Genomic DNA, 20,855 nt, shown 5'->3' on the forward strand with positions numbered 1-20,855 from the left:
TAAAACACAGCGTAGGTGCCTCGTTTTAGGTTAAAAAAAATTCTGGCTGGTAAAGTTTAACCCAACCAGAATTTAATGTATTGCAGAATCATTCAAATAATTATAAAACTTATAATATTTCTACGCGATCTATAATCATTTCTGCTGGTTGATTATTTGTTGGAGCATTCCCTCTAAATAACCATAGATTTAATTTTAATTTCTCATTATTAAGAGGAGGAATATCGTTTCCTGTATACGTCCAAGTACTAATTACATCTTCTGCATTGGGTGCTAAAGTATGTCCATGATAACTACCGAACTCAATACTACTGGCTTTCCAATCAAAAAAATGGGTTGACAGATCACTTTTTAAATTCAAATCGTAACGTGTTTTATTACCCACATTATCTGAAGGCTGTATAGCAAATTGAGAGTCTTGATTCTCAGATTGAGACCATTTAGAAAATTCTATATCAATCTCTTCATTATCATTTTTATAAGTAAAAAGACCACCAACAACATTTTCATCTAATTGGTCTACCCGACTCGCTACATAAAAAACATATTTTTTGTAACCTTGAGATTGGCGTAATGTGATTCCTGAGCAATACCAATTACCATCACCCTTTCTTACAATTTTCAAATGCAACCTGCCTTCATTATCTACCCATACATTTTCTTCTGAATCTGAAAAATAGTTGGGACCTGGACCTTCTTGACCTTCATCAGAAGTTCTTACAATCCATTCATAACCTGAAAAATTAATGATTCTGGTTGAATTTACAGGCGTACTATCATCCGTATAGGAATTAGAGCATGAGTTAATAGCAAAAAATTGTACGATTAAAAAAAAGTTAATTATTAACATTTTTGTTTTCATTAATTAATGTATCTCGTTATAATATGTTGTAATTACTGTATAGTTATATTAACATCAAAATCATCTAAAATAGCTCCTTCAATGTCGCTTGCTGATAGAACCATCTTGTCTTGAGATCCGGATTCGTTATTTATATACACAACGTTCATAGCATCAATATCTTCTTGGGTAAACCTATCACCTACTTTTAGAATGTTTGCACCTCTAATTAACCAACCGTATTGTGGCACTTCTTCTATAGTATATCTAATATCAGCAGGCGCAGAACCAATTACTTCTAAAGTTGCTGTATTTAATACATATGTTTCTCCGCTATTTAAAGTAATTCCAGTATTCGCATTAATTGAAAGAACGGTGTTACCTGTAGAAATTCTAGCAATTAACATGGGAGGATTAAGTCCTAATGTGTTTTGATTGGAATGAAACTCATCCGTCTCATTACTACCTGCTTCACCATCTAGTACAAAAGACACTCTTCTTTTCTTGTCTAAAGTTTTGTAAAAATCTAAAAGATCATATTCAAACTTACTTACTTTGGTCGTTTTTAAAGTTGCTATGGGTGTATTTGTTGGTAATTCAGCGTTATTGAACGTTAAACCTGTTTCTGTCCATAATGTATCTTGAACAGAATACACATCTAGATCTACAAATTTTGCATGAGTAAAACTTACTGCTAATTCAAATTTTAATTCTACAATAGAACCTTCTTTTTGAAAATCTTTCAAATCATACATGATGTACGCTTTTCTATCATAAGTGCCATTCCCGGTAACGTTTTTAACTTTTAACAGTTTATCGTTACCATAATTAGTTCCCGAGGCGCTACCACCATTAATATAAGTATCATACAATGGGTAAATAGTATCCATTACAACAGTAGAATCTGGTGAGTCTGAACTTGTTGAAAGTGCAGAGAAATATACAATGGAAGGTATTACATGTATGACGCCATTAGTTGCTTTTAAATTAGACGTAACAATGGTCCATTGCTGGCTCGTACCTTCATTTACATAACCTGTATAAGCACTATTATGAGATAAATACATCGTTTGTCCATTTTCAGTATTGTAGGCAATTGGGTTGTTTCTTAAAGCTAAAGCAGGATCATCAAACGATACGTACGCATCTACAACATGATATTTAATTAAATTACGAAGTATTGGCACCGGCACATCGGATAGACTTTGATAAGCATTATCTTCAAGATAATTTAAAAAAGCTTCATTTGTTGGAGCAACAAATGTTTTGTTTGTAGATGTTTCATATAAACTTTGAACATCGGCTAATTTAATAGCTTCTTCAAACAAGTTTAATGAATCGTGTTTTTGAATGTATGCCCAAGCACTTATGCCTAATTCTGCTGTAGAATTAGAACTTTTATAAGAGAAATTTTCTTGAATTTCACAACTAAAAAACATGCTTAAAACGACTGTAAAGAAAACTCCAATCGAAGCATATAAGGTTATCTTATTATTTTTCATTTTTTCTAGATTTATTTTTAGTATTTATTTTTAACATAGAGACGTTTATCTGTAAAAGATGTTTTGTTCTAAATTAGGATTTCTATTTAAAGCATCCTCCTGAATTGGCCATACTAAATTGGTTTCATCACTTAATCCATTTATGGGGTTCATAACATCGATGGCTCTACCTGTTCTAACTAAATCGAACCAACGGTGTCCTTCAAATGAAAGTTCTATAAGTCGTTCGTGTAAAATTGCAGACTCTAAATCACCATACATACTTATTGCTGCAGCTTCATCTGCAAATTCTGGTATACCAGCTCTTTTTCTAATTAAATTAAGCAATCTAACGGCTTCATCTGTTTCTGTTAGTTTATTATGTGCTTCAGCTTTTAAAAGTATAATATCTGCTAAACGTATAAGCACAATATTATTTCCAGATGGATCTGCACTCTCGTCATTAAAACCTTCCCCAAAAAATTTCCATATTTTTCTAGGATCAGCATTCGTTGTATCGTAAATTAAATCTTTTCTAAGATCATCTGCTTCAAATGAATCTCTAAATGAAACACTTGGGAAATAATGACTATCTGCACCAATAGCGTAAAGAACTCTAAGGGCATTTGTTTGAACATCATTATAACCAATTTCAAAAATACTTTCGTTTGAATAACCTGAAGTAAATATTTTAGACCAATCGTTTATTGTTACTAAAGAATATAAGCTATTACCAAGAACTTTATCGGCAGAATCTACGGCATTAGGATAATCCTTTCTCCACATATATACTTGAGTTAATAAGGCATCCGCCCCACCTTTTGTAAATAAGATTCTTGTATTATCTCCTGAGAAGTTACCTAAACAATTTGTTGAAGCAAAAATTAAATCGTCTACAACTTGATCTAAAACTAATTCTCTATTTGTAGCAGAAACAAAAAACTCTTGATTTACACTCTCATAAGGTTCTGTAATTAATGGCACATCGCCCCAAACTCTCACAGCATAAAAATAAGATAAGGCTCTTAAAGCTCTTGCTTGAGCCACCAATTGCAAACTAAATTCACTTTCAGTTTCAAAAACTTGTGGAATATATTTTATAGCATAATTCGCACGACTAATAGTCTCATAAATATTATTCCAACTTGCTGAAGATATCGATGGACTTAGTGTGTTTTGTTTTAAAATTGAAGGATCTCCGGAATGATTTGTTGCAACTGCATCTGCTCTCCCTTCTCCCCAGAAAGAAAAATTGGTACGGAAAGTGCCTTGAAGTGCATCATAAATTCCATAAACTCCTGCTTGCGCATCACTTGAGGTTTGATAGAATCCTTGTCCAGAAAAACTACTAACAGGATCTTTATCTAGTATGGCTTCAGAACATGAAAATGCTGTTAGCAAAACACTAGCTAGTATGATTTTTTTAATATTTTTCATTTTTTATCTTTTTTTAAAATCCAATATTTAATCCTAAACTGATGGTACGACTTTGAGGATACGATCCCTCATCTACACCAACTCTTAAACCGCTGTAAGAACTAACATCTGGATCGAAACCTGTATATTTTGTCCAAGTAACTAAATTTGTTCCTGAAAGGTAAATATCTAATTTGCTTAATCCGTAATTAGTTATTAGGTTTTTAGGAAAACTATAATTAAGGTTTACATTTTTTAGCTTAATGTAAGATCCGTCTTCAATCCACCTACTTTGTACTCTACTATCACTTTGCTTAGGGTCGTCTCTAACTGGTTTTGGGTAATTAGTAACATCGCCTTGTTCTCTCCATCTAGTTAATGCATCTGTAGAAAGGTTATTGTAACTTACAATAGCATTTCTTTGGTGATTGATTTCACTGTAAATATCATTACCATAAGAATATTGAAAAAATACGTTTAAACTAATTCCTTTATAAGAAAAGCTATTATTTATACCTCCAAAAAAGTCTGGTGTAGCATCTCCAAGAACTTGTCTATCATCTTCATCTATAATATCATCACCATTCACATCGTCCCAAATAGGATCCCCACCTTCAAATACTGGACCTAAAGCCCCATTTGTAATACCATTAACATTGTCTTCATCACGAGAATAAACCCCATTAAATTTCCAGCCGTAAAAAGTACCAATTGGTAAACCTTCTTTTAATATGTGATAAGTTCCATTCTGGATATAACCATTGGTTAATAAATCGTCCGGTAAATCTTTAACAACATTACGGTTTGAACTAATATTAAAATTGGTATTCCATTTAAAATCGCCTACTAAATTGTGTGTACTTATAGCAAATTCAATACCTTTATTTTCAATACTGCCGATATTTTGTGTTATATAATTAAAACCTGTTGTTCTTGGTATGGGCACGTTGTATAATAAATCTTCCGTTAATTTCAAATACACATCGGCATTAAGTACCACTCTATTTTTCCATAAAGAAATATCTAAACCCGCATTATATTGTGTTGTTGTTTCCCAAGTAAGACCAGCATTTGGCATTACGGAAGGTGCAGCGCCTGAAAAATCTAGATAATTAGCTCCTAAGGCAAATTCTCCTTGAGACGTGTAATTACCAATCGCTTCATTACCTGTTTGCCCAATACTTAAACGTAATTTGGCATCATTTACAACATTTATATTTTCAAAAAATCCTTCATCTGAAAAACGCCATCCAAGAGATGCCGATGGAAAATAACCAAAACGATTATCAGTTCCAAATCTTGACGAGCCATCTGCTCTAAGGTTTGCTTCAAATAAATATTTACCATCGTAATCGTAGGATACACGTCCGAAATAAGACAACATAGAGTGCTCGCTAGCAACGTTTACATCTTGATTTGAAATAGTACCTGCACCATTTAAGGTGGTTATATTATCACTTGAAAAGAACATCCCATCTAAACCTACGCGATCGTATCTCCAATTTTGAAAACTAAATCCTGCTAAAGCAGATAAATTGTGTGATTCTCCAATTTGTTTATTAAAAGTAGCATAGGTTTCATTACCCCATGTGGTATTATTAATGGTTCTTACAGAACCTGAATTATAGCCTTCTCTATAATCTAGTGTAGAAGGTATAAATTCATCTTCCTTCATGGAGATAAAATCAAAATTCAAATTACTTCTAAGTTTAAGACCTTCTATAATTTCCAATTCGCCATATTGATTACCAATAATTCTATTACTTGTATTAAGGTGTGTAGCTAATTCTGCTAAACCTAATGGATTTCTTCTTCCAAATTGATATCCATTAAAAGAGCCGTCTGGCAAATAATTAGGAAAAATTGGAGGACGAACTAATAGCTCGCGAATAACACTTAAATTGTTAGTACCAGCAGCATTTATACGGTTGTTTACCCCGTTTGTAAATGATATACTTTGACCAAATGTTAACTTATCAGAAACTTCAAAATCAAGATTCAATCGAGAAGTAACTCTTTTATAGTTAGAATTTAGAATAATTCCATCTTGATCCAAGAAAGAAGAACTCCAGGCATATTTAACCTTGTCAGAACCACCACGAATAGAAAGCTCTACTTTATGTGTTAATGCCATTCTTAATAATTCTTTTTGCCAATTTACATCCCCATTATTTTTAGGATTTAAAGAATCTATAACAATACCATTAGGTACTATAGGATTGTCCATATTATTGTATGAATCTATAACGGCTGATCTGTATTGACTTGCATTTAACACACTAAGTGTTCTTGTAATTTCACTCACACTAGTATTAATACCTATATCAATTTGAGCTTTTTGATTGCTACCTCTTTTAGTTGTAATTAAAACAACACCATTTGCTGCACGAGAACCATAGATAGCAGTTGAAGCAGCATCTTTAAGAATTTCAATAGACTCAATATCTCCAGGATTAATATCAGCCAAAGGATTTAATCCAAAATTTTCCGTTCCATTCAGTGTTGAAAGCGAATTAGATTCTATTGGAATTCCATCAACAACGTATAAAGGTGTATTTCCTGAATTTAAAGAAGAATTACCCCTTACGGTTATAGACATACCTCCCCCTGGAGAACCAGAATTAGATACCACTTGCACCCCCGCTGCTCTACCTTGCAACACAGATATAGGATCTTGGGTATTAGATAACGCAATTTCATCACTACCTATTGAAACGATAGACCCCGTTAAGTTTCTTTTCTTTTTAACACCATACCCAACAACAACCATTTCATCAAGCACATCGGCTGATGGTTGCAACACAACATTAATTTCTTTTTGAGTTCCTATTTTAATTTCTTGATCGGCATACCCTATAAAAGAAAAAATTAAGACATCACTTGGAGACACTTTATCCATAAGATATCCCCCATCCATATCAGAAGAAACTCCCCTTATAGTTCCTTTAACAATTACATTTACACCAAACAGTGGCTGCCCATCATATCCATCTGTAATTTTACCAGACACTTGCATCTGTTGAGAATACCCTAAAGATGTAATAAAAGATATAAGCAAAACGGATATAAATGTTTTAACAGTCAATTTCCCCCTTTTGGCATCGAGAAGGTTTTTTTTAATAAGTTTTTCCATAAATTAAACTTTAGTTTGTTTGTTTTAGCTATCCAAATTTAAATAATATTATTTAATATGCAAACGTTTGCATAATTTTTTTTGAATCAAAAGTTAAAAAACATTTAATTAATCATTAAAATATTTCAAATTATAGGTAAAATAATTACTAATATGAACAATATAGTTATTAATCCATATTGTTAATTAAACATCAAAGTGCAAACGATTGTAATAATTAAAATTATTCACAGGATTAATTCAATAATTGAAAAATTTCGTATGAAGAATTTATGAAATCTATAAATTCTATATATTGAAGCGTTTATCAGTTTTTCGTGGGCTTCAGAATATTAATTTTTACTCACTATTTTCCCTTTTACAGCTTTAAACTGTCTCGTCTCATACATTGAAGCAGTTTAAACTAAGGAAGTACTGTAGTTACTTGACCCGAATGGGTTCCATGGAGTTATGGAATTGTAATGATAAAAAATTAGTTAACTATAATTTTTATTCGTCTGATGATTTCTTCTTTTTCAAATTCAATAATATAAAAACCTGATTTAACATTAATGGGTACATGGTCATCAAAAAAGTTTTTGGATGTGAATATAATTCTGCCATTCATATCAATTATTCTTATTGCATCTAGCTTGATATTTTGATTGAATTTTAGAACATTCCCACTAACTGGATTTATTACCCTAATATTATTGATTTCATATTGAACTATGCTTAAAGTTAAACAAGCGTTAGAAACGGAATTTTCATTTTCAATAATACCTTTAGGAGTTAAGTCTTTTCCAGAAAAACCAATATAATTACTGGGATATTTTTCAGCTCTAAAGATGGAATTAAAATTTGGTGAAACATTTTCAAATTGATTAAATATACTATTTCCTGATGGATTTTTATAAGTCCACACGTGCTCACCCGCTTTTGTAATTTCAGAAACTTGTCCTAAAGAACTTTCGCAAATTATAAAGTTACCATTTGGAAGACTATGTGTTCCCGATTTTATTTCTTCGTACATGGTTCTTTCTAATATAGAACCACCCCATGACCAGTTAAAGTTTAATGGTTTAAATGTATTATTCTCTTTAGTATAAGTATTGCCAGAAATCTCAGGATCTAATAAATGAACCGTGCTGTAGGCTCTAGTTTCATATTCTCCATTGTTAAAAACAGATATTTTACCTTCATCCAAATATCCAGGTTCTACCCATTTTACATCATGCTGTGAAAATAGTTTTTGATCTTCAACCCCTCCTTGCTTATAAACTCTGGGGTTACCCCATCTCCACAAAATATCTCCTCCAAGATTTGAATTACCCCCAGTATGACCTGAAGCTTCAGTAGTTGTAGTACTGTGGTCTATAATATAAATTTCATTTAAATTTCTTGCAGAGATAATAATTTGGTCAAGATTTGCATTATAATCAATACCATTTACATGCGTATAACCTCTTTCGAGATTTTCAACGTTAGAATCAACATAGTTTATATCAATAAGTTCAGGGTGATTTCCAATGATACCAAAATTCGCTTTTGTATTGTCATAATCTTGAATGAGATGGTCTATAAATTTCCATTCCCAAACAATTTCAGCATTGTCAGTTCCAATCGGTTTTAATTCAACTATTTTATCAAGGCCAATAACTTGATCAACTTTAAGAGGATCTTTTCCATTAGCAATAATCTCTGTATTAGAATAACTATCTGTAATTATGCATAAAATATTCCCATTAGGAAGTGGTTCAATGTCATGGTGTTGATTTAGTCCATTGGTATTCATCTCATAGTTCCATAGTACTGTATTATCCCAGTCTCTAATTTCTAACTTATCTTTCCCTGCCCTTAGTAATGTTCCATTTTCTAAAAGATAGCAGGTCGCCCCTGGTAACTCTGTAAAAGTCCATTCATTTACCTTTTCACCACAGTTGTTAATTAAATACACACTATTGTTTACTTCTGGGGTAAATAGCGTGTAACCTTCCGAGACATTGTTGTGTAAAAAAAGCAACCCAACCGTTGGAGCTTGCGACCAAACGAAAGAAACTGTTAAAAGAAGGATACATGTTATTTTTTTTATCAAAATAATTTTTATTAAAGTTAAAATCTAGTAATCAGAGTAATAGATAAATTCCAAAAAAAAAAATTACAATTTCTAAGTCAATTTATGTAACTCTAAATCTAGCAAACTAATGTCCTCAAGTATATTATAAGTCCAGTTTCTAGAATGCTTTTAATATTCCCACCTCACGAAAGCTTCCATAGCAGCATAATGAGACAAACCTAATTGGTGGTATAAATCGGCCGTTTCTCTATTTCTATCTTCTGCACGTTGCCAAAACTCCCTGCTATCGCTTCCTTGAAATACCACCCCATCTTTTTGAGATTGATGTTTAAAAATACCTTTTCGTTTTTCTAATACTTGGTCGGGGCCCATAGGTATAGCCATTTCAATTTCATCGATGCCCCATTCTTGCCATGCTCCTCTGTACAACCAGACCCAACAGTCTTTCATAAACTTTTTTGGTTTAAGTTGTTTTACCGCTTCAAAAACAGCATCTAAACATACTTTATGTGTACCATGAGGATCTGCCAAATCACCCGCAGCATATATTTGATGTGGTTTTATTTGCTCAATAAGATCCATAGTGATTTGAATATCTTCCTTACCTAAGGGTTTTTTCTCGATTGTACCCGTTTCATAAAACGGAAGTTCCATGAAATGGATTTGAGCATCGGGAATACCTATAAAGTAAGATGTCGCTTGGGCTTCTCCCTTTCTAATCAAGCCCTTAATGTATCGCACCTCGGGGATATCGATCTCGCTTGCTTTTTTATTTTTAAGAAAGGTTTCTGATTTTTTATAGATGTTTTCAGCTTCTATGCTATCTATTCCAAATTTATCATTGTAATCACATACAAAACTAGCAAAACGAAGTGCTTCATCATCAGCTACAGCGATATTTCCAGAGGTTTGATAACCAACATGGACTTCATGCCCTTGCTCATGTAAACGCTTAAAAGTACCTCCCATACTAATAATATCATCATCTGGATGCGGACTAAAAATAAGAACGCGTTTTTTAGCTGGTTCAGCACGTTCTGGTCGTTTAGCATCATCAGCATTAGGTTTACCTCCTGGCCAACCTGTAATAGTGTTTTGTAGTTTATTAAAAATTTTGATGTTAATATCATAAGCAGGCCCCGAATCTGCTAATAAATCGCTCATCCCGTTTTCTATATAATCGGCATCAGTTAACATTAAAATAGGCTTTTTTAAATGAAGCGCTAAACCTAATACTGCTTTTCTTATTAGTTTATCTGTCCAATTAATTTTTTCAACCAACCAAGGTGTGTTAATACGAGTTAGTTTGGAAGATGCTTCTTTATCCAATACAAAAGTCGCGTTGTTATGTTCTTGTAAAAAAGAAGCAGGTACTAAGTTTGTTACAGAACCTTCAACAGATTGCTTTATGATATGCGACTTCCCTTCACCCCAAGCCATAAGTATCACTCTTTTAGCTTCCATGATTTTTTTCACTCCCAGTGTAATGGCCGTTCTAGGCGTATTGTTTAGTCCAGAAAAATCACCACTTGCAGCCACTCTTGTAATATGATCTAAGGCTACTAATCGAGTTTTTGAGTTTTGTAAAGAACCCGATTCGTTAAATCCAATATGTCCATTACCACCAATACCTAATATTTGTAAATCGATACCACCTAAAGCTTCAATTTTTGCTTCGTATTGACTACAATAATCTCCAATAGCATCTTTTGCTAGAGTACCATCTGGGATATGATAGTTTTCTGGTAATATATCTACATGATTAAATAGTAATTCTTTCATAAACCTTACATAACTATTTATAGAATCAGGTTCCATTGGGTAGTATTCATCTAAATTGAATGACACCACGTTTTTAAAGCTTAAACCTTCTTCTTTATGTAAACGCACTAATTCCGCATACAAACCCTTAGGTGATGAGCCTGTAGCCAATCCTAATATACAAGGTTGTTTTTGAGCTTGCTTTACTCGTATTAAGTCTGCAATTTCTTTAGCAACCGCTTTAGATGCACTCACGGAATTTTCAAAAACAATGGTTCCTGCGTTTTCAAACCTTTTTTCAAAACTTGTAGATTTATCTATACTACTCTTTAACATGTTTTTCGTGTTTTCTTAATTTATATTTTTTCTTTTAAGCTATTTATTTTCTTGACCAACTTTTATATTTATGCCCTGATATAGCAAAAAATAAAATCAACACATAACATGGTATTAATATCCAATAACTATGTGTAGAAGCGGTTGCCAGAGCATCGACGTCATTTAATCCACTGGCGATAAGTTCGTGTTTATTCGCATCTACCATTCTGCCATATAGCGGTGGAATGATGGCCCCGCCCGAAATAGCCATAATCAATAAAGCTGAACCCGTTTTAGTGAATCTCCCTAAACCTTCAAGCGTTAAAGGCCATACTGCTGGCCATACCAAAGCGTTAGAAATGCCCAATGCAGCCACAAATAAAATGGAAGTAAAGCCGGTTGTAAGTAGAATGCAAATGCTAAAGATAATTCCTAATACGGCACTAATTTTTAGTGCAGTGCCTTGCTTTAAATATTTAGGTATTAAAATAACCCCTATGGCATAGGTAAATACCATCGCTAACAATGTTAAGGTTGTAAAAAACTTAGCATCTGCAGCAGGAAAACCTAATGATATACCATAAGCAATAATAGTATCGCCTGCTATAACTTCTGCTCCTACATATACAAACAACGTTAGTACACCTAACCATAAATGTGGAAATTGAAAAATGCTGGTTTTTACAGTCGAGCCTTCTTCGGTCTCATTAACTTCAGGAGCATCTACATTAGGTAGCGGTGCTTTTCTTATTAATATACCTAGTATAAATAAAACGATAGCCATAACTAAATAAGGCATAAATACACTATCGGCCATGGTATCTAAAAGCATTCCTTTTTCGTTAATAGACGCACTGCCTAATTTTTCTTTTACCTCATCGATACCCGATAATAATAGGGCTCCGAATATTAAAGACCCTAAAGCACCTGCTGTTTTATTTGCTATACCCATAATAGCAATACGTTTTGCACCACTATCGATAGGACCTAGTATGGTAATGTATGGGTTTGCTGCTGTTTGCAACAAAGTCATACCGGTACCTTGAATAAAAATCCCTGCTAAAAACACCCAATAAGTTCTTGCCTCGGCTGCTGGAATAAAAACCAGAGCTCCAATGGCCATTATTACGAGTCCTAGAGACATCCCTTTTTTATAGCCTATTTTATTTAAAATGTAAGATGCTGGCAGAGCCATTACTACAAATGAGATATAAGATGCTGAAGCTACTAAGTAAGATTGTGCATCGGTTAGCTCATTAATAGTTTTCATGAATGGAATCAATGCGCCGTTTATCCAGGTTACAAATCCGAATATAAAAAATAAGCTAGCTATAATGATAATAGGAACTAAATTATTCTTTTCTGTTGATGTGTTTTGCGATGCTTTCATAGGTGCTTTTATAAAATTAATTTGTTTGTAATCATGTATTCAAATTTAAAATATTAATTATTTATAAATATCTGTTTTCCTGATTTAAAAACACTTAAAATAGATATGGAATTGTTTTTTAATTTAAATAAAACAAAATCATTATCAGTATCACGTATATTTACCAATTTCTTGGGCTGGATGGATGCCAATGACCAAGCTTCAGATAAACTCAACATATTACTTGAAAAAAGTTTATTAACACAATCCAATAAAGAAACAGCCGATCCTGCTAACATATTTTTATTACTGCACATAGAAAGCCTTCCTCCTTTTTCTAATGTCACTTTCCCACCAATATGAGATTGATAAACTCCTGTTTCCATTCCTGCGAACATGGTGGAGTCACTGACTAGAATAACTTTATTTTTTTTAACCTTTAATACTATTTTTAAAAAATTATCAGGCAAATGAAATCCATCGGCTATAATACTCGGTGTTAATTCAGTATTTGCTAGTTGATCAAAAATAATATTTGAGTTTCTATGAAGCGATAATGGCGCACCATTACCAAGATGGGTGGACATTGTAGCGCCTGCATTAACAGCTGCTTTTATTTGTTCGTTACTAGCCACCGTATGCCCAATAGAAACAACTATATTATCGACAGCACATTTTTTAATAAAATCTATCGAATTATCCCACTCTGGACTTAATGTAATTATCTTAATTCTATTACCTGACGCTTCTTGAAACACTTTAAACAGTTCCCAATCGGGAGCTTTTATATAATCTTTAGAATGTGCACCCGACGCTTCTTTTACAGGTGAAATAAATGGTCCTTCCAGATGAATACCATTTATATAAGAATTAATTAAAGGGTTTTTCAGACATAATTCATTTATATTTTTTAAAAGATTTATGATATTTGAGTCTGAATTAGTAATTACAGTTGGGAAGAAAGATAAAACACCTGCTTTGGCTAAATTATTAATAACATTCAGAAAATCGTCTTCAAGTATTGGAAACGTATTAAAATCGACCCCAGAAAAACCATTTATTTGGAGGTCCAGAAAACCAGGACCTAAAAAAATAGTTTCATTATCATTTGTTTCAATATTTTTCTTTGAAACTAATAGATTATCATCAACTACAATTTGAATTAATTCATTTGAAATACAGTCAATACAATTAATCATTTCTTTCATTCTAAATTTATTTCAATAGTATTAAAATTTAATTTTCGTCTTTTTTATCAATAGCTTTTAATAAGTCCAATACCTCTGTTGAAACTTCTTTTTTATTTATAAGACCAAAAAATATGTATAAAACAATAGAGACTATTAAAGGCAAGCTTATCTCTAGAGCAAAAGGCATACTGAAGGCGTAAATTTTAATTAAGGCAAATGTGAACAAGCCTCCAAAAACAGAAACCAATGCAGCTGTAGAGCCACTTCTTTTAAATAATGGAAGCATACCTAACAACATAGGTACTGCAATTGGACCAACGAGCGCTGCAAACCAAGTAACTATCAACCCTAAAATACCTCCAAAAGATTCGTATTGAGTTGCAATAAGTATGGTAAAAAATATAAAAATAAACGTTACTTTTCTCGCTACTATTAACGGATTTATTGATTCAGAAATATTAAATCTCTTAAAATGAAGAGGCAAAATATCTCTGGTTATCACTGCTGAAATAGTATTCGCATCACTAGATGTCATAGACATGGTGGTTGCAAACATGGATGCCAGCACTAAACCAATCATTCCTTTTGGCAAGAGAGTGATTGTTAATAATCCATAAGATTCTGTAGGATCTTCTAAGTTGGGTAATAAAATAGGTGCCGCCCACATTGGGAAAAATAATATTAATGGCCAAATTAAGTATAAAACACCCGATAATATGGCTGCCCTTTTAGTATTTAATTCATTTGGCGAGGAAATATATTTCGTTGCTAAATTCCAAGTACCTCCATTATAGCTTAGCATATTTATAAATAAGAAAGCTAAAGCAAAACCAACCGTGTAAGGTTCTGTAAAGGGTTCGCTATTCTTAGCAGGTAATTTATCCCAAATAGTAAAAACAGAATCTAATCCTCCAAGTTTGGATGTGGCAGCAAAAAACATGGCAATACCAGCACCTATTTGAACAATAAATTGCACAAAATCACTTACAGTTACCGCCCATAATCCTCCTATGGTTATATAGATAATTGATATACCTCCAGAAAAAAGAACCCCATAAAGAATTGGAATACCTGTAAATACTTTTAATAAAATAGCAATAGCCGCCCATTTAGCAGCAACATCAAATAATTTTAGAATAACACCACTCCAAGCAATAACTTGTTGTGTTTTTACACCATACCTTATGGAAAGATATTCTAAAGGTGATTGTATGCCTATTTTTTTTCGTAATCTCACCCAACGTACTGGAAATATATTAATAGTTACTAAAATAGATATACCAACCGTCATTGCCCACCAAACATATATAGAAAACCCGTGTGTATAGGCTAATCCTGCATAAGCCACAAATACAGCACCACTGTAACCAGATACATGATGAGATATACCAGATAACCACCAAGGCATGTTACCTCCAGCTGTAAAATAATCACCTGAATCTTTATTTTTAAAATGTGCCCAAACCCCAATAACTACCATTATTATAAAAAATATAATAATTACAATCCAATCTAATAGTTCTAGCGTCATGTTAGGTTCTTTTTAAGTTATTTATTTAACAAATCTATTTTTTATTTACGGTAACGTACCTCAAAAATATGAAAAAAAATATATTAACCTAATATTATTTAAAAAAAGGACTCAAATAATTAATAGTATTTATAATTCTTTTTAGTTATTATATCTAAAGGCATGATTATTTCTTTCTCAACTTCTTTCTTAAGAACAACATGTTCAAACAACTTATAAACAGCTTGATACCCTTGTTCTTCTGGTCGTTGGCAAATTAAAAAATCTATAATCTCTTTTTCAAGGTATTCAATATCTTCATTAAAAAAATCATAACCAATAAGATAGATTTTTTCACCAGCTCTCTTTTCAAAATATTTAGCTATATATGCTACTTTTGAATTAGGAATAAAAACGCCTTTGATCATAGGATTCTCTTCTAAAGTTTGAGTCAACATCCTATTAATAGCATTTTCATTAAAATCTGTGATTACTAAGGATTTAGTAACTATTGAATTATTCTTTTCTTTCAAATATGCATTCATGCCCTTTTCTTTTAGGCCTATGATACCTTCCGTATCCATAGTATCTTTTAAATGTAAAATAAGGATTTCACCTTTATTAAAACAGTAATTAAATAACTGAGCTGCCAACTCTCCACTTTCAAATAAAGGTTGCTGAATACTACATAACGAATCTATCTTCCTAACATTAGAATCAATGAAAACGTAGGGACGCTTTTTCTCTTTACAATCTTCTAATAAAATTTCAATTTCATCAGCAAACTTAGAAGTTAAAACCAATCCTTGAATATCACTATTAATCAATTCAAGTACTTTCTTTCTAATTTCTTTATTATTATCTTGTTTAAACGTGAAAGTTTTAATCTTAATACGGTATTGTGACAACTCTTTTTGAGCTTTTACAATCCCTTTCATTGGAAACTCCCAATACCCAGACCCTTCAGAAATATTTGGTAATAAAACCCCTAAAACAATTTTTTTACTCTTTGAAAGGTTACTAGCCATAATATTAGGCTGATAACCCATTTTTTCTATTACTTTTAATACCTTATCCTTTGTTTTTTTACTTACACCTGCACGGTTATGTATTACACGATCCACCGTAGCCAGAGCCACATTAGCTGCCTTAGCAACATCTTTAATCCCTATTATTCGTTCATCACTATCCATACTATTTTTTTACAATATCTGTTTAAAAACTAAACAGGTTGAATCATCTTAAAAACCCCTATTGTATTATGTTTTACATAACAAAATTAAACTATACAAACGTGTTGTTAAATTCTTTTTCGCTTTAAATTCAATATAAACTTACTTTTACGGCAAAAAATAAATCAACAGATTGTTAATTATTTCAAATTGACCAATTCCAAACTTAAATATTTAATTACATTTACGGTAACGAAACTCAATTTTTACAAAAAAACATAATTATTACCACACTAAAAAATGATTAGTCGTATTGTTTTTAGTAATTAGCTCTGAAAATAAAATATTAATTAGAATAAAAATATTTCGTGAAGGAAAAATTAATAATCCCTAATATCTCTAACTCTTCAAATAAACAAAAAGACTTTGAAAAAGTTTTAAAATTGTCTGATTATCATCATATCGACCAATATCCATGGGGAAAAACGGATGAATTTCAAAAAATACGTTTTAAAATTGCTCACAACAATAAAAACATTTACTTATACTACGATGTTACGGAGCCTGAAATGATGGCGAAATATTCCAACCACAACGACCCTGTATGTAAAGATAGTTGTGTAGAGTTTTTCATAGCATTTGAAAAAGATGCAAACTATTATAATTTTGAATTTAATTCTTTAGGCACGTGCCTTTTGGCATGGGGACCTGACAGATATAACAGGCAATTACTAGATACCAAGAAAATAAATTTAATAAAAGTAAAAACGAAAATAAAACGAGTTAACAAAAATGGTTTAACACTATTTAATTGGAAAACATTTATAAAAATTCCATTAAAAACCTTTTCATTTAGTAGTATAAAATCTCTTGAAAACATTAAAGCAAGAGCAAACTTTTACAAATGTGGTGACGACCTATCTAAACCTCATTACATCACCTGGAACACTATAAAATCTGAAAAACCTGATTTTCATTTAAAATCTTACTTTGGAGACATTGAATTTGATTAGACTATAAAAAAACAAATCATTTTATAAACCCAATTGATTACAATAAATTTCTCTTCCATATTATTTAGTCAGACATTTAGACATTATATAAAATTTACAACTTAAACCAATTTTTTATCATTTCACTTTCTGTATTTAATTCAGAATGATAAATATGTTCGTTTTTTAAAGCATCATATGTATAATCTTTGCTCCAAATTTCGAAACTTTTAGAAACTGCTTCAATCGCATCGCAAATAAATCCAACTTCTGCGTTTGTCATGGTAGGATGTACAGACATTCTAACCCACCCTGGACGCTCTATTAAACAGCCTACAAGGATTTTCTTTTCTATAAATTTTGAAGTGGTCTTATCTACATTTAATAAATAATGTCCGTAAGTACCTGCACAAGAACATCCTCCACGAGTTTGCACTCCAAACCTATCATTTAATAATTTGACTATTAAATTGTAATGGGCATTTTCAATATAGAATGAAAATACACTTAATCTATTGGTATGTTCTGAAGCTAATATTTTTAGATTTTTAATATTTTTAAGTCTTCCAAAGATAATGGCATTCAATTCGTGTTCTCTATCTAAAATATTTTGAATACCCATTTTCTCTTTCAATTGAATAGAAAGGGCTATTCTGATAGCCTGTAAAAACCCAGGTGTACCACCATCTTCTCGGGTTTCTATATCATCAATATAATCATGGTCTCCCCAAGGGTTTGTATAGTTTACGGTACCTCCACCTGGATTATCAGGAACTAAGTTTTTGTACAATTTTTTATTAAATATTAAAACACCCGAAGTTCCAGGACCTCCTAAAAATTTATGTGGTGAAAAAGTAATAGCATCTAAATATTCATCTTCATCGACTGGGTGCATATCTATCATAACATAAGGTGCAGAACACGCAAAATCTACAAAACATAAACCATTATTTTGATGCATTATCTTGGCGATGTCATGGTATGGTGTGATAATGCCAGTAACATTTGAACAGCCTGTAATAGCAGCAATTTTAATAGGTGTCTCATTGTATTTTTGTAACAACCCTACTAAGCTTTCTAAACAAGGCAATCCATCTTTGTTCGATGGAATTACTATTACCTTTGCGATAGTTTCTAACCAAGAAGTTTGATTAGAATGATGCTCCATATGCGATACAAAAACAATTGGTCTTTTTTCTTCTGGAACTACGGTATGATCTTTTAAATTTTCATTGAGTTTGATACCTAAGATACGCTGAAACTTATTAATAGCTCCCGTCATGCCTGTACCTACAGTAATTAGAATATCGTCGTTTGAGGCATTAACATGTTTCTTAATAATTTGTCTGGCTTCATGATAGGCATGCGTCATCACACTACCTGTAATAGACGTTTCGGTGTGTGTGTTTGCTACAAAAGGGCCTATATCATTTAAAAGCTTCTCTTCTATGGGTCTATATAAACGCCCGCTTGCTGTCCAATCGGCATAGATAATTTTCTTTTCTCCATAAGGAGATAAAAAAGATGTATTTAAGCCTACTATGTTTTCTCTAAATGACGCAAAATAGGCTTCAAGATTTGGTATTGACACCTTTGACTTGTTAGTATTTGTAACTTTTTGGGTATTTTCAATGATACTCATGTTCTTAAGTTTTAAGAAAACTACTTAAACTTTAAAATTCCTTTTTGCAACCATTCAACATAGGTGTCTACATCGGGCGTGTAACCTACTGGAGTAATCAAATTTTCTTCATTATGGTCCATTAATACATAAAACGGTTGTGAGTTAGCTTTGTACCTAATAGTTTGTAACTCGCTCCATTTTTGTCCAATATATTTCAACTTTTTCCCTGGCTTTAATTTGGATTCGGTAACTTCATGAGCTTCTAAAGGGCGTTTGTCATCAACATACAATGATATTAATACGATATCGTTTTTAAGAATATTAAGTACTTCTGGTTTAGGCCACACGTTTTGCTCCATTTTTCTACAGTTTACACAGGCCCAACCTGTAAAATCTATCATAACAGGTTTGCCGACTTCTTTTGCATATGCGAGCCCTTTATCATAATCATTAAAGGCTAAAATGTCGTGTGGTGCTAATAAATGCGCGCCATCTGGTAAACCTTCATGAGAATCTAAAACGGAGGCTGTACCCATTTTTGAAAAACCAACCCCGTATGGCGATTCGCTATATTCTAACGGTGGTGGGAAGGCACTTATTAAATTTAAAGGTGCTCCCCAAAGTCCTGGTATCATATAAATAGTAAATGATAAAACAACAAGCCCTAAACTGAGTCTTCCAACAGAAATATGGGTTAAGGGCGAATCGTGTGGTAATTGTATTTTTCCGAATAAATAAAATGCTAATGCTCCAAAAATGGCTATCCAAATGGCTAAAAATACTTCACGCTCTAACAAGTGTGCTTGAAGTACTAAATCGGCTTGTGATAAGAATTTAAAAGCTAAGGCTAATTCTAAAAACCCAAGTACGACTTTCACGGTGTTTAACCAACCACCAGACTTTGGTAATGAATTTAACCAACCTGGGAATGCAGCAAATAAAGCAAAAGGTAAAGCGATAGCTAGTGAAAAGCCTAGCATGCCAATTATAGGAGCTAAACCACCTTTAGAGGCAGCTTCAACCAACAAGGTTCCAACGATAGGACCGGTACATGAAAATGAAACTATAGCCAATGCTAGTGCCATAAAAAAGATGCCTATCAATCCGCCTCTATCAGCTTGTGAATCTACTTTATTTGCCCAAGAATTTGGTAGCATAATCTCAAATGCACCTAAAAAGGATACCGCAAAAATGACTAACAGTAAAAAGAATATAATATTAAACCATACGTTGGTTGCCAGTGCGTTTAATGCATCGGCACCAAATATACCAGTGACAGCAGTTCCTAATAATACATAAATAACAATGATACAAATTCCGTAAATAATAGCGTTTCTTATTCCTGCTGCTTTGGTTTTGCTCTGTTTGGTAAAGAAACTCACCGTCATAGGAATCATAGGAAACACACAAGGTGTTAACAAGGCTGCAAATCCTGACAAGAATGCTATGAAAAAGATAGACCAAAGTCCTTTGTGAGACTCATCATTCGTTATTGAATCTGCATTATCTAAAATAGTTTCATTTGAATTTACGACTGCTTCATCAGAAAGTATGAATACCAAATCGACTTCGGTTGGTGGTAGGCACCTACTATCATCGCAAACCATAAACTCTACAAAAGCATTGATGCTTTTAATATCACTCTCTACAATCACTTTTTGTTTGAAAATCGCCGACTTTTCGAAGAATTTAATCTTCATTCCAAAAACTGGATCATCAATAGTATGGCCTTCTTCTTCTGAAGTGTTTCCAACGATATTGAAACCTCCTTCGCTATCATCATAAGTAAAGGTAGTGGCAATGGGTCCATTTTCTGGGACATTTTGTGAATATAAATGCCATCCAGATTCTATAGTTGCCTTAGATGTTAATTCGTACTCGGTATCTGATAGTTTTTCAACACTTGTCGTCCATTTTACAGGTTCAAGAATTTGGGAGTGACCTGTTAGTGATAGGATTAAAACACTTAATAGGAAAAGAAACTGCCTCATT

13 protein-coding genes are annotated in these 20,855 nt (G+C 32.6%); 1 reads left to right on the top strand and 12 read right to left on the bottom strand.

Annotated features, from left to right (window positions below):
- Window positions 1-109 precede the first annotated feature (109 nt).
- The 10 genes from QLS71_RS02830 to QLS71_RS02875 all read right to left on the bottom strand — a co-directional run bounded on the left by QLS71_RS02830 (window position 110) and on the right by QLS71_RS02875 (window position 16,268).
- Window positions 110-862 (bottom strand): glycoside hydrolase family 16 protein, encoded by a 753-nt coding sequence (locus QLS71_RS02830; protein ID WP_308990402.1) that lies wholly within the window; start codon window positions 860-862, stop codon window positions 110-112.
- A 32-nt stretch (window positions 863-894) separates the two neighbouring features.
- Window positions 895-2,343 (bottom strand): DNRLRE domain-containing protein, encoded by a 1,449-nt coding sequence (locus QLS71_RS02835; RefSeq protein WP_308990403.1) that lies wholly within the window; start codon window positions 2,341-2,343, stop codon window positions 895-897.
- A 45-nt stretch (window positions 2,344-2,388) separates the two neighbouring features.
- Window positions 2,389-3,759: a RagB/SusD family nutrient uptake outer membrane protein gene (locus QLS71_RS02840; protein WP_308990404.1), complete on the bottom strand. Its 1,371-nt coding sequence runs from the start codon at window positions 3,757-3,759 to the stop codon at window positions 2,389-2,391.
- A 13-nt stretch (window positions 3,760-3,772) separates the two neighbouring features.
- Window positions 3,773-6,871 carry a TonB-dependent receptor gene (locus QLS71_RS02845; protein WP_308990405.1) on the bottom strand — a complete coding sequence of 1,033 codons (3,099 nt, stop codon included), beginning with the start codon at window positions 6,869-6,871 and terminating at the stop codon, window positions 3,773-3,775.
- A gap of 472 nt (window positions 6,872-7,343) precedes the next feature.
- A complete protein-coding gene (locus QLS71_RS02850; protein ID WP_308990406.1) occupies window positions 7,344-8,945 on the bottom strand; it encodes an aryl-sulfate sulfotransferase in 1,602 nt (533 codons plus the stop codon).
- 150 nt (window positions 8,946-9,095) lie between these two features.
- Complete coding sequence (nagB, locus tag QLS71_RS02855) at window positions 9,096-11,024, bottom strand: glucosamine-6-phosphate deaminase (RefSeq protein WP_308990407.1); 1,929 nt, start codon at window positions 11,022-11,024, stop codon at window positions 9,096-9,098.
- Between the two features lie 43 nt (window positions 11,025-11,067).
- Complete coding sequence (locus QLS71_RS02860; RefSeq protein ID WP_308990408.1) at window positions 11,068-12,396, bottom strand: sugar MFS transporter; 1,329 nt, start codon at window positions 12,394-12,396, stop codon at window positions 11,068-11,070.
- Window positions 12,397-12,449: 53 nt separating this feature from the next.
- Entirely contained in the window at window positions 12,450-13,583 is a 1,134-nt protein-coding gene (gene nagA / locus QLS71_RS02865) for an N-acetylglucosamine-6-phosphate deacetylase (protein ID WP_348636597.1), read from the bottom strand.
- A gap of 28 nt (window positions 13,584-13,611) precedes the next feature.
- Window positions 13,612-15,096 (bottom strand): sodium:solute symporter family protein, encoded by a 1,485-nt coding sequence (locus QLS71_RS02870; RefSeq protein ID WP_308990410.1) that lies wholly within the window; start codon window positions 15,094-15,096, stop codon window positions 13,612-13,614.
- Window positions 15,097-15,215: 119 nt separating this feature from the next.
- Entirely contained in the window at window positions 15,216-16,268 is a 1,053-nt protein-coding gene (locus QLS71_RS02875) for a LacI family DNA-binding transcriptional regulator (protein WP_308990411.1), read from the bottom strand.
- Between the two features lie 347 nt (window positions 16,269-16,615).
- Here QLS71_RS02875 and QLS71_RS02880 point away from each other — a divergent pair, with 347 nt between their 5' ends.
- Window positions 16,616-17,260, top strand: a complete 645-nt coding sequence (locus QLS71_RS02880; protein WP_308990412.1) for a carbohydrate-binding family 9-like protein — start codon at window positions 16,616-16,618, stop codon at window positions 17,258-17,260.
- A gap of 94 nt (window positions 17,261-17,354) precedes the next feature.
- Here QLS71_RS02880 and QLS71_RS02885 read toward each other — a convergent pair whose 3' ends face one another.
- Together QLS71_RS02885 and QLS71_RS02890 are read right to left on the bottom strand one after the other, a co-directional pair.
- Entirely contained in the window at window positions 17,355-18,881 is a 1,527-nt protein-coding gene (locus QLS71_RS02885; protein ID WP_308990413.1) for an aminotransferase class V-fold PLP-dependent enzyme, read from the bottom strand.
- Window positions 18,882-18,901: 20 nt separating this feature from the next.
- Complete coding sequence (locus tag QLS71_RS02890) at window positions 18,902-20,854, bottom strand: cytochrome c biogenesis protein CcdA (protein ID WP_348636598.1); 1,953 nt, start codon at window positions 20,852-20,854, stop codon at window positions 18,902-18,904.
- Between the last annotated feature and the right edge of the window lies 1 nt (window position 20,855).

This window comes from Mariniflexile litorale (assembly GCF_031128465.2).
GTDB lineage: Bacteria > Bacteroidota > Bacteroidia > Flavobacteriales > Flavobacteriaceae > Mariniflexile > Mariniflexile litorale.

Excerpts from the sequence above, each read along its gene's own strand:
- QLS71_RS02830 (WP_308990402.1), bottom strand. The coding sequence starts at position 862 with ATGAAAACAAAAATGTTAATAATTAACTTTTTTTTAATCGTACAATTT.
- QLS71_RS02835 (WP_308990403.1), bottom strand. The coding sequence starts at position 2,343 with ATGAAAAATAATAAGATAACCTTATATGCTTCGATTGGAGTTTTCTTT.
- QLS71_RS02840 (WP_308990404.1), bottom strand. The coding sequence starts at position 3,759 with ATGAAAAATATTAAAAAAATCATACTAGCTAGTGTTTTGCTAACAGCA.
- QLS71_RS02845 (WP_308990405.1), bottom strand. The coding sequence starts at position 6,871 with ATGGAAAAACTTATTAAAAAAAACCTTCTCGATGCCAAAAGGGGGAAA.
- nagB (WP_308990407.1), bottom strand. The coding sequence starts at position 11,024 with ATGTTAAAGAGTAGTATAGATAAATCTACAAGTTTTGAAAAAAGGTTT.
- QLS71_RS02860 (WP_308990408.1), bottom strand. The coding sequence starts at position 12,396 with ATGAAAGCATCGCAAAACACATCAACAGAAAAGAATAATTTAGTTCCT.
- nagA (WP_348636597.1), bottom strand. The coding sequence starts at position 13,583 with ATGAAAGAAATGATTAATTGTATTGACTGTATTTCAAATGAATTAATT.
- QLS71_RS02870 (WP_308990410.1), bottom strand. The coding sequence starts at position 15,096 with ATGACGCTAGAACTATTAGATTGGATTGTAATTATTATATTTTTTATA.
- QLS71_RS02875 (WP_308990411.1), bottom strand. The coding sequence starts at position 16,268 with ATGGATAGTGATGAACGAATAATAGGGATTAAAGATGTTGCTAAGGCA.
- QLS71_RS02885 (WP_308990413.1), bottom strand. The coding sequence starts at position 18,881 with ATGAGTATCATTGAAAATACCCAAAAAGTTACAAATACTAACAAGTCA.
- QLS71_RS02890 (WP_348636598.1), bottom strand. The coding sequence starts at position 20,854 with ATGAGGCAGTTTCTTTTCCTATTAAGTGTTTTAATCCTATCACTAACA.